Origin of the sequence: Microbacterium caowuchunii, assembly GCF_008727755.1 — a bacterium.
GTDB lineage: Bacteria > Actinomycetota > Actinomycetes > Actinomycetales > Microbacteriaceae > Microbacterium > Microbacterium caowuchunii.
The window spans coordinates 1-15,065 of record NZ_CP044231.1 but is presented as its reverse complement, the minus strand read 5'-3'; the positions used below and the strand labels follow the sequence as shown (position 1 = coordinate 15,065).

14 protein-coding genes and 2 tRNA genes are annotated in these 15,065 nt (G+C 67.3%); 4 read left to right on the top strand and 12 right to left on the bottom strand.

The features are described 5' to 3' along the window. Window positions 1–32 precede the first annotated feature (32 nt). Together F6J84_RS00080 and F6J84_RS00075 are read left to right on the top strand one after the other, a co-directional pair. Window positions 33–1,208: a PIG-L deacetylase family protein gene (locus F6J84_RS00080; protein ID WP_150970349.1), complete on the top strand. Its 1,176-nt coding sequence runs from the start codon at window positions 33–35 to the stop codon at window positions 1,206–1,208. 65 nt (window positions 1,209–1,273) lie between these two features. Then, on the top strand, window positions 1,274–1,510 hold the full coding sequence (locus F6J84_RS00075; protein WP_150892798.1) for a cell division protein CrgA: 237 nt from the start codon (window positions 1,274–1,276) through the stop codon (window positions 1,508–1,510). A 67-nt stretch (window positions 1,511–1,577) separates the two neighbouring features. On the opposite strand, the gene F6J84_RS00070 is transcribed toward F6J84_RS00075, so the two are convergent. Further along, complete coding sequence (locus F6J84_RS00070; protein ID WP_150970347.1) at window positions 1,578–2,453, bottom strand: rhomboid family intramembrane serine protease; 876 nt, start codon at window positions 2,451–2,453, stop codon at window positions 1,578–1,580. Between the two features lie 13 nt (window positions 2,454–2,466). After that, complete coding sequence (locus F6J84_RS00065; protein WP_150892796.1) at window positions 2,467–3,024, bottom strand: peptidylprolyl isomerase; 558 nt, start codon at window positions 3,022–3,024, stop codon at window positions 2,467–2,469. A 98-nt stretch (window positions 3,025–3,122) separates the two neighbouring features. On the opposite strand from F6J84_RS00065, the gene F6J84_RS00060 reads away from it, so the two are divergent. Both F6J84_RS00060 and F6J84_RS00055 read left to right on the top strand, forming a co-directional pair. Further along, a complete protein-coding gene (locus F6J84_RS00060) occupies window positions 3,123–3,713 on the top strand; it encodes a DNA helicase (RefSeq protein ID WP_150970345.1) in 591 nt (196 codons plus the stop codon). Then, window positions 3,710–4,192, top strand: a complete 483-nt coding sequence (locus tag F6J84_RS00055) for an aminoacyl-tRNA deacylase (RefSeq protein ID WP_238702540.1) — start codon at window positions 3,710–3,712, stop codon at window positions 4,190–4,192. The genes F6J84_RS00060 and F6J84_RS00055 overlap by 4 nt, the downstream gene beginning before the upstream one ends. Here the strand turns inward: F6J84_RS00055 and F6J84_RS00050 are convergent. From F6J84_RS00050 to dnaA, 10 genes are all read right to left on the bottom strand, one after another. Further along, entirely contained in the window at window positions 4,189–4,614 is a 426-nt protein-coding gene (locus F6J84_RS00050; protein ID WP_150970343.1) for an NUDIX hydrolase, read from the bottom strand. The two genes, F6J84_RS00055 and F6J84_RS00050, sit on opposite strands and share 4 nt — an antisense overlap. A 321-nt stretch (window positions 4,615–4,935) precedes the next feature. After that, a tRNA-Ala gene (locus tag F6J84_RS00045) sits at window positions 4,936–5,008 on the bottom strand. A gap of 12 nt (window positions 5,009–5,020) precedes the next feature. Next, a tRNA-Ile gene (locus tag F6J84_RS00040) sits at window positions 5,021–5,094 on the bottom strand. Window positions 5,095–5,165: 71 nt separating this feature from the next. Then, a complete protein-coding gene (locus F6J84_RS00035) occupies window positions 5,166–5,570 on the bottom strand; it encodes a DUF3566 domain-containing protein (RefSeq protein ID WP_150892791.1) in 405 nt (134 codons plus the stop codon). Beyond that, window positions 5,567–8,119: a DNA gyrase subunit A gene (gyrA, locus tag F6J84_RS00030; protein ID WP_150970340.1), complete on the bottom strand. Its 2,553-nt coding sequence runs from the start codon at window positions 8,117–8,119 to the stop codon at window positions 5,567–5,569. The genes F6J84_RS00035 and gyrA overlap by 4 nt, the downstream gene beginning before the upstream one ends. 56 nt (window positions 8,120–8,175) lie before the next feature. Beyond that, a complete protein-coding gene (gyrB, locus tag F6J84_RS00025; RefSeq protein WP_150970338.1) occupies window positions 8,176–10,212 on the bottom strand; it encodes a DNA topoisomerase (ATP-hydrolyzing) subunit B in 2,037 nt (678 codons plus the stop codon). A gap of 121 nt (window positions 10,213–10,333) precedes the next feature. Next, on the bottom strand, window positions 10,334–10,825 hold the full coding sequence (locus F6J84_RS00020) for a DciA family protein (protein ID WP_150892788.1): 492 nt from the start codon (window positions 10,823–10,825) through the stop codon (window positions 10,334–10,336). After that, window positions 10,818–11,972 (bottom strand): DNA replication/repair protein RecF, encoded by a 1,155-nt coding sequence (recF, locus tag F6J84_RS00015; RefSeq protein ID WP_150970336.1) that lies wholly within the window; start codon window positions 11,970–11,972, stop codon window positions 10,818–10,820. Before recF ends, F6J84_RS00020 begins: the two co-directional genes overlap by 8 nt. 45 nt (window positions 11,973–12,017) lie before the next feature. Beyond that, a complete protein-coding gene (gene dnaN / locus F6J84_RS00010) occupies window positions 12,018–13,166 on the bottom strand; it encodes a DNA polymerase III subunit beta (protein ID WP_150970334.1) in 1,149 nt (382 codons plus the stop codon). A 489-nt stretch (window positions 13,167–13,655) separates the two neighbouring features. Then, on the bottom strand, window positions 13,656–15,065 hold the full coding sequence (dnaA, locus tag F6J84_RS00005) for a chromosomal replication initiator protein DnaA (RefSeq protein ID WP_150970332.1): 1,410 nt from the start codon (window positions 15,063–15,065) through the stop codon (window positions 13,656–13,658).

The following is a 15,065-nucleotide window of genomic DNA, read 5'->3' as shown; positions in this document are numbered from 1 at the left end:
GACAATGGTCGCGGAGGGAAAGGCGGTGACGCGTGGCGCACCCGAGACGGTGGACGGCTGTGCTCTGCGCCCTGGTCGGCGCGACCGCGGTGATCGCGGGCTGCAGCAGCCCCGCATCCGCGCCGGAGCCCTCGATCACGCCTCCCCCGCCGCAGCCCGTCGTCGCCAACGACCTCACCGACGAGGAGATCAGCGCGATCGTGTCCGAGCAGTGCGGACCGGTGTTCGCGGCACGCGGCGGCGATCCCGTGGCTGAGGTGCGTGCGCTGGACCAGTTCCGGGCGGATGCGGTCGTCTTCCTCGCCTCCAGCGCACAGTGCGACGACATCCCCACCGTGCTCGACGGGGAGTCCGGGGATCCGGCCGTCCCGTTCGTCTCCCCCGTCCAGGTCCTCGATCCGCCCTGCCCCGGCGACACCCTGGTGTCCTTCTGGGCGCACTACGACGACGACCTCATCTTCGGCAACCCCGAGCTCGACCGGGCGCTGCAGGCCGGCGACTGTGTGCGCACGTTCTTCTTCACCTACTCGGATGCCGGTGAGGGCGAATCGACGTACGCCTCGGAGCGGGAGGCCGGCATCCGGGCCGCCTACGACGTGATGCGCGGATCGTCGGGCCCGTGGACAGACCGGACGATCCAGCTCGCGAGCGGCGCCGTCCTGACCATGAGCCGTCCGGTCGACGACGACCGCATCACCCTGTTCTTCCTCCGGCTGCCGGACGGCGGCCTGGCCGGGGCGACGTTCGAGTACACCGGCGAGCAGACCCTGACCAAGCTCAATTCCGGCGAGCTGCTGTCCTTGCGGACCCTCGACACCGGCCGGTCCGTGTCGCGGGCAACGCTCGAGAAGACCGTCCGGGAGCTCATCGAGGGCTACGACGCTGCGACCGTGCTCACACATCAGCCCACCCCCTCCGACAGCGGAACGCCGGACCATCCCGATCATCGGGCCGTCGGCGAGATCGTCAGCGCCGCCGTCGCCCAGGACCTGGCCGACCGGGTGCGCTACGCCCTCGGCTATCCCTCGGATGCCCAGCCGGTCAACGTCGGTGACGCGGAACTGGCACGGAAGCTCGCGGCCTTCTCCGCGTACGCCTCGCACGACCCTGTCCTGAAGTGCAGCGACCCGACGAGTTGTCTGCGCCGGGTGCACTTCGGCGACTGGTTGCAGCGGCAGTACCTCACCCCCGCCGTGCCCACGCCCTGAGACCCCTCCGGCGATCGGGGACACGGGACTCGGACCCCGCGCGGCCCTCGGGCTAGGATGTCGTTATGGCACGCTCGGACAACGACGAGGACCTCACGCCCGCACAGGCCGGTGAGCCCGCACCGAATCCCGTCTGGTTCAAGCCCATCATGATCGGCCTCATGCTGGTCGGCTTGGTCTGGGTGCTGGTGTTCTACCTCAGCGGGAGCCAGTTCCCGATTCCCGGCATCGACGCCTGGAACCTCGTGATCGGCTTCGGGATCGCCTTCATCGGCTTCCTGATGACGACCCGCTGGCGCTGACCCCGGATCGGAATGACACCGGTGTGATTCATCCCCAAGCTGTGGATGAACCTGTGGATAACTTCCGTCACCCGTAGATCACCGGCGGCACGAGCAGCAGCAGCCCGAGGACCACGGCCCACCCGACGAGCAGACCGATCTGCAGCGGACGCTGACGCGGCGCGCGTGTGCGCGCGTAGATCAGACCGATCACCGCACCCGTCACGAGGCCACCCACGTGCGCCTGCCAGGAGATCCCCATCCCGGGGATGAATCCGATCGCCAGGTTGATGCCCAGCACGATCAGGATGCCGGTGATCTGCGAGCCGATGTGTCGCGCGATGATGATGAGGGCGCCGAAGATCCCGAAGATCGCGCCGGACGCGCCGACCACGAAACTGCCGGGCGCGAGCAGGGCGACGGCGACCGACCCGCCCAGGGCGCTGAGCAGGTACAACGTGAGGAACCGGGCCCTGCCGAGCAGAGGCTCGAGACTGCGCCCGATCATCCAGAGCGCCAGCATGTTCAGGCCCACATGCCAGAGCGACGAGTGCGCCACGCTCGCCGTCAGCAGCCGCCAGGGTTCGAACGGCCCGCCCGTCAGCTGGGGATAAAGGGCGCCCGCGTAGAACCCCAGAGCGCGCGTGATGACGTTCCCGAACAGGAACTGCAACACGTACACCGCGGCGGTCACGCCGATGATGGTGTACGTGACGACCGGACGACCCGACCCGGCCGCGACGACCCCCGACCTCTGCCACCGGCGTTGCGCCGTGCGCTGCGCCGGAGTGGCGGAGCGCTGCTGCTCCTGCATGCACTCCGGGCAGATCACACCGACGGCCGCCTGCGTCTGACACTCCGGACAGATCGTGCGCAGACACCGCTGGCACAGCACGAAGCTCTGCCGATCGGGATGCCGGTAACAGAAGTTCTCGCGGTTTCCCGCGAACCCGGGGTTCGTCACGCCAGGAAGGAGGTCAGACCGCGGCGACGTCGATGGAGGAGATGACCACGGGCTCTACCGGGCGGTCCCCGGCACCGGTGGGCACGGCCGCGATCGCGTCGACCACGGCGCGGGAGGCGTCATCGGCCACCTCACCGAAGATGGTGTGCTTGCCCTGCAGCCACGGCGTCGGGTCGGTCGTGATGAAGAACTGCGACCCGTTCGTCCCCTCGGCGGCACCGGTGATGGCGTTGCGGCGGAGACCGGCGTTCGCCATGGCGAGGATGTACGGCTTCTGGAACGTCAGCTCCGGGTGGATCTCGTCGTTGAACGTGTATCCCGGGCCGCCGGTGCCCTGACCCAGCGGGTCGCCACCCTGGATCATGAAGCCCGGGATGATCCGGTGGAAGACGACATCCGTGTAGAGGGGGCGATCGCCCGGCTTGCCGGTGGCGGGGTCGGTCCATTCCTGCGAACCGTCGGCGAGACCGGTGAAGTTCTGGACGGTGCGCGGCGCGTGGTCGCCGAACAGGTTGACGACGATGTCGCCGTGGTTGGTGTGGACGGTTGCGACGGCAGTGTGCTGGACCATGGCTACATTCTCTCAGAGTTCGCTGCAAGCCCTGCCGTCTACAGAGTCATCCTCTGGCAGGATGGGCACACCACAACCCATGAATAGGGGGATCTCACGTGAGCCTCAGTCGCAAACGGAAGAAGGAGCTCCGCAAGCTCCAGAACCACGCCACGAAGGTGTGGGAATCCCAGCAGGTGCTCGTCGGTGAGGCGGCCGATGTCGCCCGAGAGGCCGGACGCCAGCTCGGCCACTACAACCGCGAATACGTGGTGCCCACGGTCAAAGGCGGCTACGAGCGGTACGCCGCACCGTACGTCGACCGCGGCGTGAAGACGTCTCGCAAGGTGCTGTCCGAGAACGTCCTGCCCGCTGCGGGCGCGGTCGTCGGCAGTGCCATGTCCGTCTGGGATGCGGCGAACGACACCCGGGCCCGCCTCCAGTCGGGCCGCGGCGTGTCCTTCGACAGCGCCGCCTACCAGAAGAACGCCGCGAAGTACGGCAAGCAGGCCACTCGCGCGCTGACGGGGAAGCTGTCCGCCCTGGAGCCGCAGAAGAAGAAGAAGAAGGGCATGGGGGCCGGCAGCGTCATCGCCATCCTCCTCGGTGTCGCGGCCGCCGCAGGCGTGCTGTACGCCGCGTGGCAGACCCTGCGCGCGGACGACGAACTCTGGGTCGCGGACGACCCGCTCCGCGCACCCGACGCGTGACACAGGATCCGACAGGGCGGGTGCGGCGTGCCGCATCCGCCCTCGGTCTCTCCGTGGACATCCGGGAGCGCCCGGATGCGACGAGCCTGGCCGGAGCGGCAGCGCTACTGGGGATCCCGCCGGCCGACATCGTGAAGACCCTCGTGGTCGCGCGCAGCGACGACAGTTTTCTGTTCGCCCTGATCCCGGGGGACCGGGTCATCTCCTGGCCGAAGCTGCGTGCCGCCGTGGGCGTGAACAAACTGCATCTGCCCGATCCCGACCGGGCGTTCGAGGCGACCGGGTACGAGCGCGGCACGATCGTCCCGCTCGGCAGCACCACCGCGTGGCCGGTATATGCCGATGAGAGCATGCGAGGGAGGCGGATCGCCATGGGCGCCGGCGCCCGCGGCTACAGCCTCTTCGTCGACGCGGACGACGTGCTCGAGGCGCTCTCCGCGACGGTGACGGACATCTCCGCTCCGCAACCCGCCCGCTAGGCCTTCAGCCCCGCCATCCGCAACCCGATGGCGACCAGCTTTACCCGAGGCACGGATCTCAGCTCGTCCAACGCGAACCACTGCGCCCGGTCCGTCGAGCCGTTCACCTCGGCGCGCAGTCGCCCACCGACGATCGTTGCTCGGTAGATGATCCGCAGGGTGTGCAGCGGCGTGTCGGACTTCGCGATCCGGCGATGTGCGGGGATCACGCGGGAATGGATGCCGAGCAGGTCGCCCACCCCGACACGGTAGCCCGTCTCTTCCCGCACCTCACGGCGCACGGCGTGCACGGGGTCCTCGCCCTGCTCCAGGCCGCCGCCGGGGAGCGTCCATGCGCTCCGGCGCCCCTCGTTCCAGTGCGCGAGCAGGATCCGTCCCTCCTCATCGGTGACGATCGCGTACGCCGCGACGCGCAGATCCATGCCCGTGACTATATCGGCCAGTGGCGTTCTCTTCGCCCGAGGATGCCGATCCCCCCGGAACGGGATCGGAGACTTCCTCGTTACGCCCATGTCCGGCCGCTCGGACTGGTACCTCATGGTCCCGGGCATCCCGAGTCGCACGGTCGCCGGCGCCCTCGCGGCCCTGGTGACCGCCACAGCGCTCTCGGCGGCGCTTGCACGACGTCCGGCCGTCGCGGGGGCGCCGGCATCCCGCGGGCACCGTCTGAGCCGTTCCACGGGAAACGAAGAACCCCCGGAACTCCGCTGTTTCTGCGGGGTTCCGGGGGTTCTTGCGAGGTGTGGAGCCTAGGAGATTCGAACTCCTGACATCCTGCTTGCAAAGCAGGCGCTCTACCAACTGAGCTAAGGCCCCGGGGCTGTTCGGTGGGGCTACCAGGACTTGAACCTGGGACCTCTTCATTATCAGTGAAGCGCTCTAACCGCCTGAGCTATAGCCCCGAACTGTTGCCGACTCGCGCCGCCAACCTCCAAGACTTTACCGGAATCGGCGCGATTTCACGAATCGGCGGTCAGTTGGATGTGAACCCCACGAGGAGACCGCCGGTCACCTTCACCGCGAGGTTGTAGATCCCCGCGACGACGGCTCCGAGGACCGTGACGACGACGAGGTTCAGGATCGCCACGACCGCGGCGAACGCCATCACCTGCGGCAGTCCGACGAACTGACTCAGCGAGAGCGAGCCGTCGGAGAAGGACGCGAAGAACTCGTCGGCCTTCGCGATCAGTCCGGTGGTCTGGACGATCATGTAGACCAGGAAGAACGAGACGACCGTCACGATCGCCAGCGCGACCGCCGCCAGGAACGACAGCTTCACCGCCGACCAGAAGTCGACGTAGACGAGGCGGAGGCGCACCTGCTTGGCGCTGCTCTTGCTGCTCGACTTCTTGGCGAGCTTGTCGGCTACCGTGCTCATGCGTCAGTACTTTCGTCGGGGACAGGGGCGGACGCTTCCTCCACGTCCGAAGCCTCTTCGGTTACCTCTGCCAGTCGCCGCTCGGAGTTGCGGGCGATCGCGATGATTCGATCGTCATCGTCCGGTCGGGCGAAGACCACACCCATCGTGTCGCGACCCTTGGCAGGCACCTCGGCCACGGCAGAGCGTACCACCTTGCCACTGGCAAGAACCACCAAGACCTCGTCGTCGTCACCGACGATCAGAGCACCGGCGAGCACCCCTCGGTCCTCGTTCAGTTTGGCGACCTTGATGCCCAGCCCGCCGCGACTCTGGACCCGGTACTGGTCCACATCGGTGCGCTTGGCGTAGCCGCCCTCGGTCACGACGAAGACGTCCTCGTCGGGATCGGCGACGGATGCGGACAGCAGGCTGTCGCCGTCACGGAAGGACATGCCCTTCACGCCCTCGGTCGAGCGTCCCATCGGGCGCAGCGAGGAATCCGTGGCGGTGAACCGCAGCGACATGCCGAGCCGGCTCACCAGCAGGATGTCGTCGGTCTCGTCCACGAGGAGCGCACTGACCAGTTCGTCCTCCTCACGGAGCTTGATGGCGATGACTCCACCCTGACGGTTCGTGTCGTACTCGGTCAGACGCGTCTTCTTCACCAGACCGCCGCGCGTGGCGAGCACCAGGTAGGACGCGGCGGTGTAGTCGCGGATGTCCAGGATCTGGGCGATCTCCTCGTCCGGCTGCAGGGCGAGGAGGTTCGCGACGTGCTGGCCCTTGGCGTCGCGGCCGGCTTCGGGGACCTCGTAGGCCTTCGCGCGGTAGACCCGGCCCTTCGTCGTGAAGAACAGCAGCCAGTGGTGGGTCGTCGTCACGAAGAAGTGCTCGACGACGTCATCCGCGCGCAGCTGCGCGCCCTTCACGCCCTTGCCACCACGGTGCTGCGAGCGGTAGTTGTCGCTGCGGGTGCGCTTGATGTACCCGGCCCGCGTGATGGTGACGACCATCTCCTCTTCCGGGATCAGGTCCTCGATGGACATGTCGCCGTCGAAGCCGTAGAGGATCTGCGTGCGCCGCTCGTCGCCGTACTTCGCGACGATTTCGGTGAGCTCGTCGCGCACGATCGTACGCTGGCGCGCGGGGGTGGCGAGGATGTCCTGGAAGTCGAGGATCTGCGACTCGATCTCCTGGGCCTCGTCGACGATCTTCTGACGCTCGAGCGCTGCCAGACGGCGCAGCTGCATCGCGAGGATCGCATCCGCCTGCACGTCATCGATGTCCAGCAGGGTGCGCAGGCCCGCGCGTGCCTCATCCACGGTGGGGGAGCGGCGGATCAAGGCGATGACCTCATCGAGGGCGTCGAGCGCCTTGAGGTATGCACGCAGGATGTGCATGCGCTCTTCGGCCTTGCGCAGACGATAGATCGTGCGCCGCACGATGACGTTGATCTGGTGCGTCACCCAGTGCGAGACGAAACCGTCGAGGGGCAGCGTGCGGGGCACACCGTCGACGATCGCGAGCATGTTCGCACCGAAGTTGTCCTGTAGTTGCGTGTGCTTGTACAGGTTGTTCAGCACGACCTTCGCGACCGCGTCGCGCTTGAGCACGACGACCAGGCGCTGGCCGGTGCGGTCGCTGGACTCGTCGCGGATGTCGGCGATGCCGGTGATCTTGCCGTCACGGGCGAGGTCACGGATCTTCACCGCGACGTTGTCGGGGTTGACCTGGTACGGCAGCTCGGTGATGACGAGGCAGGTACGCCCCTGGATCTCCTCGATGTTCACCACGGCGCGCATCGTGATCGAACCACGACCGGTGCGGTAGGCGTCCTGGATGCCGCGGGTGCCGAGGATCTGCGCAGCGGTGGGGAAGTCCGGGCCCTTGATGCGCTGCATCAGGGCTTCCAGGAGTTCTTCCCGCGTCGCCTCGGGGTGTTCGAGCGCCCACAGGACGCCGTCGGACACCTCGCGCAGGTTGTGCGGCGGGATGTTGGTGGCCATACCCACGGCGATACCCACCGAGCCGTTGACCAGCAGGTTCGGGAACCGCGCCGGCAGGACGACGGGCTCCTGGGTCTGACCGTCGTAGTTGTCCTGGAAGTCGACGGTCTCCTCTTCGATGTCGCGCACCATCTCGAGCGCGAGGGGAGCCATCTTCGTCTCGGTGTACCGGGGGGCGGCGGCCCCCTGGTTGCCGGGGGAGCCGAAGTTCCCCTGGCCGAGCGCGAGCGGGTAGCGCAGCGACCACGGCTGGACGAGGCGCACCAGCGCGTCGTAGATCGGCGCGTCACCATGCGGGTGGTACTGCCCCATCACCTCGCCGACGACGCGCGCACACTTGGAGAAGGACTTGTCGGGACGGAAGCCCCCGTCGTACATGCCGTAGATCACACGGCGGTGGACGGGCTTGAGGCCGTCCTCCACGCGCGGCAGGGCACGGCCGACGATGACGCTCATCGCGTAGTCGAGGTAGCTGCGCTGCATCTCGGACTGCAGGTCGACCTGGTCGATCCTGCCGTGGTCGTGCTCGGGGGCCTCGCTCGGACGCTCTTCGTCAGTCATTCTTCTCTTCTTCGTGATGTAAGCCGGAACCGGGGTCTCTCAGATCTCGAGAGGACCTAGATGTCGAGGAACCGGACGTCCTTGGCGTTGCGCTGGATGAAGTGACGCCGGGATTCGACGTCCTCACCCATCAGCGTGGAGAAGATCTCGTCCGCGGCGGCCGCGTCGTCGATGGTGACCTGCAGCAGGGTGCGGGTCTGCGGGTCCATCGTCGTCTCCCACAGTTCCTTGGCGTTCATTTCGCCGAGCCCCTTGTAGCGCTGGATACCGTTGTCCTTCGGGATCCGCTTGTTGCCGGCCAGTCCCTCGGCGAGCAGCGCGTCGCGCTCCGCGTCGCTGTAGACGTACTCGTGCGCGGAGTTGGACCACTTCAGGCGATACAGCGGGGGCTGCGCGAGGTACACGTACCCCGCCTCGATCAGCCCGCGCATGTAACGGAACAGGAGGGTGAGCAGCAGCGTCGTGATGTGCTGACCGTCGACATCCGCATCGGCCATCAGGACGATCTTGTGGTACCGGGCCTTCTCGATGTTGAAGTCCTCGCCGATACCCGTACCGAAGGCCTGGATCATCGCCTGGACCTCGTTGTTACCCAACGCACGGTCGAGGCGTGCGCGTTCGACGTTGAGGATCTTGCCGCGCAGCGCGAGGATCGCCTGGGTGTACGGGTCCCGGCCCTGCACCGCGGAGCCGCCGGCCGAGTCACCCTCGACGAGGAAGATCTCGCTGATGACGGGGTCCTTGCTCGTGCAGTCCTTGAGTTTGTCCGGCATCGAGGCGGACTCGAACACGCTCTTACGGCGTGCGGTCTCGCGGGCCTTGCGCGCCGCCATCCGGGCGGTCGCCGCATCGATCGCCTTGCGGATGATGTTCTTCGCCTGCTGCGGGTTCCTGTCGAACCAGTCGCCGAGCTGGTCCCCGACGACCTTCTGCACGAACGCCTTCGCCTCGGTGTTGCCGAGCTTGGTCTTGGTCTGGCCCTCGAACTGGGGCTCTGCGAGCTTGACCGAGATGACGGCGGTGAGGCCCTCGCGCACGTCCTCGCCGGAGAGGTTGTCGTCCTTCTCCTTGAGCAGGTTGTTCGCGCGGGCGTATTTGTTCACCAGTGTCGTCAGCGCGGCGCGGAATCCCTCTTCGTGGGTGCCGCCCTCGTGCGTGTTGATGGTGTTCGCGTAGGTGAAGACGTTCTCCGTGTAGGACGTGGTCCACTGCATCGCGAGCTCCAGCGCGATCTTGCGCTCGGTGTCCTCGGACTCGAAGTCGATGATGGCGTCGTTGACCGCCTCGGCCTTGCGGACGCGGTTGAGGTACTCGACGTAGTCGACGAGACCCCGCTCGTAGAGGAACTCGTCGTGCGGCTGGGTGACCACGAGCTGCCCGTCGACCTCTTCGTCGATCGCCCGGTCCGCCCGCTCGTCGCGGAGGGAGATGGCCAGTCCCTTGTTCAGGAACGCCATCTGCTGGAAACGCGTCCGCAGGGTGTCGTAGTCGAAATCGACGGACTCGAAGATCGTGGCGTCCGGCCAGAACGTGATGGTCGTGCCGGTCTCGGTGCTGTCCTCGGCCTTCTCCAGAGGCGCCTGGGGCACGCCGCCGTCGCGGTAGGACTGACGCCACACCGCCCCCTGACGCTTGACCTCCACCTCGAGCCGGCTGGAGAGAGCATTCACGACGGAGGAGCCGACGCCGTGCAGACCGCCGGAGACCGCGTATCCGCCGCCGCCGAACTTGCCACCGGCGTGGAGGACGGTGAGCACGACCTCGACGGTCGACTTCCCCTCGGCCTTATGGATGTCCACCGGGATGCCACGGCCGTTGTCGATCACGCGGACCGCGCCGTCGGGGAGGATCGTCACCTCGATCCGGTCGCAGTACCCCGCGAGCGCCTCATCGACGGAGTTGTCGACGATCTCGTACACGAGGTGGTGCAGACCGCGCGGACCGGTCGATCCGATGTACATGCCCGGGCGCTTGCGAACGGCCTCGAGGCCCTCGAGCACCTGGATGGCGTCGGCTCCGTAGTCGTTCCGGCCGTCGGTCGCGTCGTCGTTTCCGTTGTCGCCGGGCACGCTGGGAGGTGTAGAGGACGTCATGGGTTTCGAGCGCTCCGGTTCAGTAGACGGGTCCTGGTCATTCTATCAACTCAGCATCTTCCGCGGGGCGTGTGCGCCCGTGTGGCGTGATGAAATCCGCCAAGGTACCTCGGTACGTGGGTTATCCGTAGGTATCCCGAGGACCCCGGCCTGGAACGGCTCTGGGACCCCATTTCCACGAAGGGACGTCCGGTCCGACGAAGCGGACATTCTGCACACCGGCGTCCGGGAACCGCTGCGCGATCTCCGTCACGATGTGCGTGCGCATGATGCGAAGCTGCTTCGCCCACGCCGTGGAGTCGCACTGCACCGTCAGCACCCCGGCGTCCAGACCGACCGGACGCGTGTGCTGGGCGGTTTCGTCGCCGGCGACCTCGCGCCACTTCAGGATGAGGTCTTCGCGGGCCAGCAGCGGGTCCCATCCGGCCTGGCGCGTCCAGACCGCGATCACGTCGCCGAGCCCGTGCGGGTCACGGCCCGGAGCGAAGGGGATGCTCTCGCCGTCGCCGGGAACCCGCCGCTTGCGGCGCGAGCGCCGGCCCGTCGGTTCGAGCCCCCGCAGCCGCAGATAGGTGGACAGGGTCTCGGGCAGGTCGTCCTCGGCGTCAGTCATCGTCGATTCCCCGGATGCGGCCGGCTTCGATCCGTACTGTCCTGCCGCGGAGCCCGGCCGGGACATCCGCTTCGACGGCAGCGGTCACGATGACCTGCTCGAAGTCCGCCACCAGCGCCGCGAGGCGCGCCCGGCGGTCCGCGTCGAGCTCGGCGAAGACGTCGTCGAGGATGACGATCGGGTCGCCCAGCGCGGAATCCGCACGCAGCAGCTGCGCCGACGCCAGCCGGAGCGCGAGCGCCACCGACCAGGACTCCCCGTGGGAGGCGTACCCCTTCACGGGGAGGGAACGGATGCGCAGCAGGAGGTCGTCGCGGTGCGGACCGACGAGCGTCACCCCGCGCTCGAGCTCGGCGGTGCGCCGGGCGGCGAGGGCGGCACGGAACGCCTGAGCGGTGTCGCCCGCGGCGAGCGTGCCGGAGGCATCCGCATCCTCCTCCGGGTCCGCGCCGGCCAGCGAGGAGACCCAGCCGATCTCGGGGGAGTGGTCCGCGCCCGCGATCGCCGCGTAGGCCGCCACGAGCGGAGGATGCAGATCGTCGGCGAGGCGGCCGCGGGCCTGGATGATCTCGGTGCCGAGCGCGACGAGCTTGTCGTCCCACACGTCGAGGGTGGGGAGCCCGTCGGCGCGCAGGCCCCGGGCCCGCGCCGACTTCAGCAGTGCCGTGCGCTGGCGCAGGACCCGGTCGTAGTCGGCCAGCACACCCGCCATCCGGGGGATCCGCTGGACCAGCAGCTGGTCGGCGAACCGCCGACGTGCGGACGGGTCGCCCCGCACGATCTGCAGATCCTCGGGCGCGAAGAGGACAACCTGCGCGTAGCGGGGGAGTTCGGCGGTCCGCACCGGCGCTCCGCCGACGCGGGCCTTGTTGGATCCGGTCTTGTTGATCTGCACCTCGAGGAGCACCCGGCGCTCACCGTGCGCGAGTCTTGTGCGGACGATCGCGGCGTCCGCCCCGGCCCGGACGAGGGGAGCGTCCGCCGAGACCCGGTGCGACCCGAGCGTCGCGAGGTAGGTGATCGCCTCGGCGAGGTTCGTCTTCCCCTGGCCGTTGCGTCCGACCAGCAGGTTCGCACCGCTCGCGAACGACAGTTCCGCGTGTTCGTAGTTGCGGAAGTCCACGAGACTCAGCTGCTCCACGATCACCGAGTCAGACTACCCGTGACCTCGGTCATCCGAACGGGGGAGTACTCAGCGAAGCAGCAGGTTCGGCTGGAGCAGGTACTTGAACGATCCCTCGCCGCCCTTCTCGACCGAGGTCTGCGGGGTGACCAGGATCGGGCTGAGCTTGTTCGCGTTCTCACTGGACGTGAAGGTGACCCGGGTGAACTCGCTGCGCACGGCGGAGAGGGCCTCGAGCAGGTACTGCGGGTTGAGGCCCAGCGTGACGTCCTCCCCGGTCAGGGTCGAGTCGACGGATTCGGAGGCGCGGGCCTGTTCGGTACCGGATGCCTCCATGGCCACGCCCTCCGCGCTGAACGTGAAACGCAGCGGCGCGGAGCGGTCGAGGACCAGCGAGACGCGGCGGACGGCCTCGGCCAGATCGGCGGTGTTGACCACCGCGTGGTGCTCGGTCTGCTCCGGGAACAACCGGCGTACCGGCGGGAAGTTCCCCTTGATCAGCAGCGAGGTGACGGTCTTGTTGCCCGAGCTGAACGCGATGATCTCCCGGTCTCCGGACCCGGAGAAGGCGATCGAGATGTTCTCGCCGTGCGAGAAGGTCTTGCCCACCTCCTGCAGCGTGCGTGCCGGGACGAGTGCCGCGGTGGTCTCCCCCTCGGCGGTCGCGGGCCCGTCCCAGGGGATCTGGCGCAGAGCAACGCGATAACGGTCCGTGGCCACCAGGCTGAGCTGGTTGCCGCTGACCTCGAGCTGCACGCCGGTGAGTACCGGCGTGACGTCGTCACGGGATGCGGCGAAGGCGACCTGAGCGATGGCGGTGGCGAAGTCCTCGGCGGGGACGAGACCGGATTCGCCGCTGACCTCGGGGATCGCGGGATATTCCTGAACCGGCATAGACGCCAGGGTGAATCGGGCGGACCCGCAGGTGAGCAGGATCCCGTCGTCGTCGACGGAGATCTGGACCGGGGCGTTCGGGAGACGGCTGGCGATGTCGGAGAGCAGACGCCCGTGCACCAGGATCGTGCCGGGTTCGTCCACCGTGGCATCGATGGTCGTCCGTGCCGACGCTTCGTAGTCGAAGGCCGACAGCGAAAGACCGTTCTCGCCGGCTTCGATCAGGACACCGGCCAGGATCGGCTGAGGGTTGCGCTGGGGCAGAAGCTTGACGACGAACGACACAGCCTCGCTGAACACATCGCGATTGACGTGGAACTTCACGGACGCTCCCTCGAAGTCGGGTTGGGCCTTCCCATGCTAGTGCTGTGATTCCCCCAGGCGAATACCGAGCCCGCATCCGGCTCCCAAGGTGATCGCAGGAGTTTCCATTGAGAAGTGATTGTCATCTTGTTAACAACTGTGGGAACTGTGGATAACTCGGTGGATGACTGTCGGCGAGCGGGAACTACACACGTGTGACTTGTGGAATCCGTGAGGAATCCGCTGTCGAATCGGGATCGAATGACAACACCTTGTCATTCGGTTCTCCACAGGTCGGGGCGGATCCACTCACATTCGTGTCGGCGCGCCTCACAGTTATCCACAGGTTGTCCACATGTGCAGAAGCCGATTGTCGGGAGGTCCCCCGCGCGTGTCAAGACGTCATGAGACGGCGCGTCGTCTTCGTCCGGGCTCTCGCGGGCGCGTCCGGTCCGCCGCAGACGCGAGAACGCCCCCAGGGATTCCTGGGGGCGTTCTCGCGATCCGGGCTCAGCGGCCGACGCGTCCGAGCTGCGTCGTGATCTCGGAGACCTGGTTGTAGATCGAGCGTCGCTCCTTCATGAGGTCGCTGATCTTCTTGTATGCGTACATGACCGTGGTGTGGTCGCGGTTCCCGAACAGCTGCCCGATCTTGGGCAGAGAGAGGTTCGTGCGCTCCCGGCAGAGGTACATGGCGATCTGCCGGGCGGTGGCCACGGCCTGCGATCGGCTCGATCCGTACAGGTCGTCGACCGACAGCTTGAAGTACTGGGCGGTCGCGGTGATGATGTCCGTCGGTGAGATGACGTTGGCATCGTCCTGATCGATGATGTCTCGCAGCACCTGTTGTGCCAGGGAGATGTCCAGCGTCGAGCGGTTGAGGCTGGCGAACGCGGAGACCCTGATGAGGGCGCCCTCCAGTTCCCGGATGTTGCTCGAGACGACCGTGGCGATGTACTCGAGGACCTCGTCGGGGATCTGGAGCCGTTCGTTCTGCGCCTTCTTGCGCAGGATCGCGATACGCGTCTCGAGGTCGGGCGCCTGGACGTCGGTGATCAGGCCCCACTCGAAGCGGCTCCGCATCCGGTCTTCGAACCCGGTGAGGTGCTTCGGCGGGACGTCGCTGGTGATCACGACCTGTTTGTCGTGGTCGTGCAGGGTGTTGAAGGTGTGGAAGAACGCCTCCTGCGTCTCGGCGCGTCCTTGCAGGAACTGGATGTCGTCGATCAGCAGGATGTCGACCTCGCGGTACCTCGCCTGGAACGCGGCCCCTCGGTTGTTGGCGATCGAGTTGATGAAGTCGTTCGTGAACTCTTCGCTGGAGACGTACCGGACGCGGATCCCGGGATACAGACTGAGGGCGTAGTCGCCGATGGCGTGCAGCAGGTGCGTCTTACCCAGTCCCGAGTCGCCGTAGATGAACAGCGGGTTGTAGGCCTTGGCCGGTGCCTCGGCGACAGCCACCGCTGCGGCATGGGCGAAGCGGTTGGACTGGCCGATGACGAAGCGGTCGAAGGTGTACTTCGGATTCAGCCGGGTGTCGGCGCGAGCGTTGCCGGGACTCTCGACGCGTTCCTCGATGGGGGCGGGAGGCGTCTCGATGGGGGCGGTCTGGACGGCCTGCGGCATGGAGAGGTGCTGGCCGACGAGATCCGGGTTGACGACGACGCGGAAGGCGCTCACCTCATCCGTCGGCGATGCCTGGGTGAGGGCCTCCAGGATCACCGCGCGCAGACGCTTGTTCAGTTGCGCGGCGGTGAGGTCGTTGGGGACGTCGAGGTAGAGGGTGCCGGCCATCACGCCCTGCGGCACCGCGAGGTTGAGGAAACCGTGCATCTGCGGCGAGACGCGTTCGTCGCGGGCCAGAATTCCCAGCGCTTCGGACCAGACAGGGACGTCCGGTGACTCTTGCACGGCCAT

What these genes read in the sequence shown, in the direction of transcription:
- F6J84_RS00075 (WP_150892798.1), top strand. Translation starts at nt 1,274, where the DNA reads ATGGCACGCTCGGACAACGACGAGGACCTCACGCCCGCACAGGCCGGT.
- F6J84_RS00065 (WP_150892796.1), bottom strand. Translation starts at nt 3,024, where the DNA reads ATGGTCCAGCACACTGCCGTCGCAACCGTCCACACCAACCACGGCGAC.
- F6J84_RS00050 (WP_150970343.1), bottom strand. Translation starts at nt 4,614, where the DNA reads ATGGATCTGCGCGTCGCGGCGTACGCGATCGTCACCGATGAGGAGGGA.
- F6J84_RS00035 (WP_150892791.1), bottom strand. Translation starts at nt 5,570, where the DNA reads ATGAGCACGGTAGCCGACAAGCTCGCCAAGAAGTCGAGCAGCAAGAGC.
- gyrA (WP_150970340.1), bottom strand. Translation starts at nt 8,119, where the DNA reads ATGACTGACGAAGAGCGTCCGAGCGAGGCCCCCGAGCACGACCACGGC.
- gyrB (WP_150970338.1), bottom strand. Translation starts at nt 10,212, where the DNA reads ATGACGTCCTCTACACCTCCCAGCGTGCCCGGCGACAACGGAAACGAC.
- F6J84_RS00020 (WP_150892788.1), bottom strand. Translation starts at nt 10,825, where the DNA reads ATGACTGACGCCGAGGACGACCTGCCCGAGACCCTGTCCACCTATCTG.
- dnaA (WP_150970332.1), bottom strand. Translation starts at nt 15,065, where the DNA reads ATGGCCGTGCAAGAGTCACCGGACGTCCCTGTCTGGTCCGAAGCGCTG.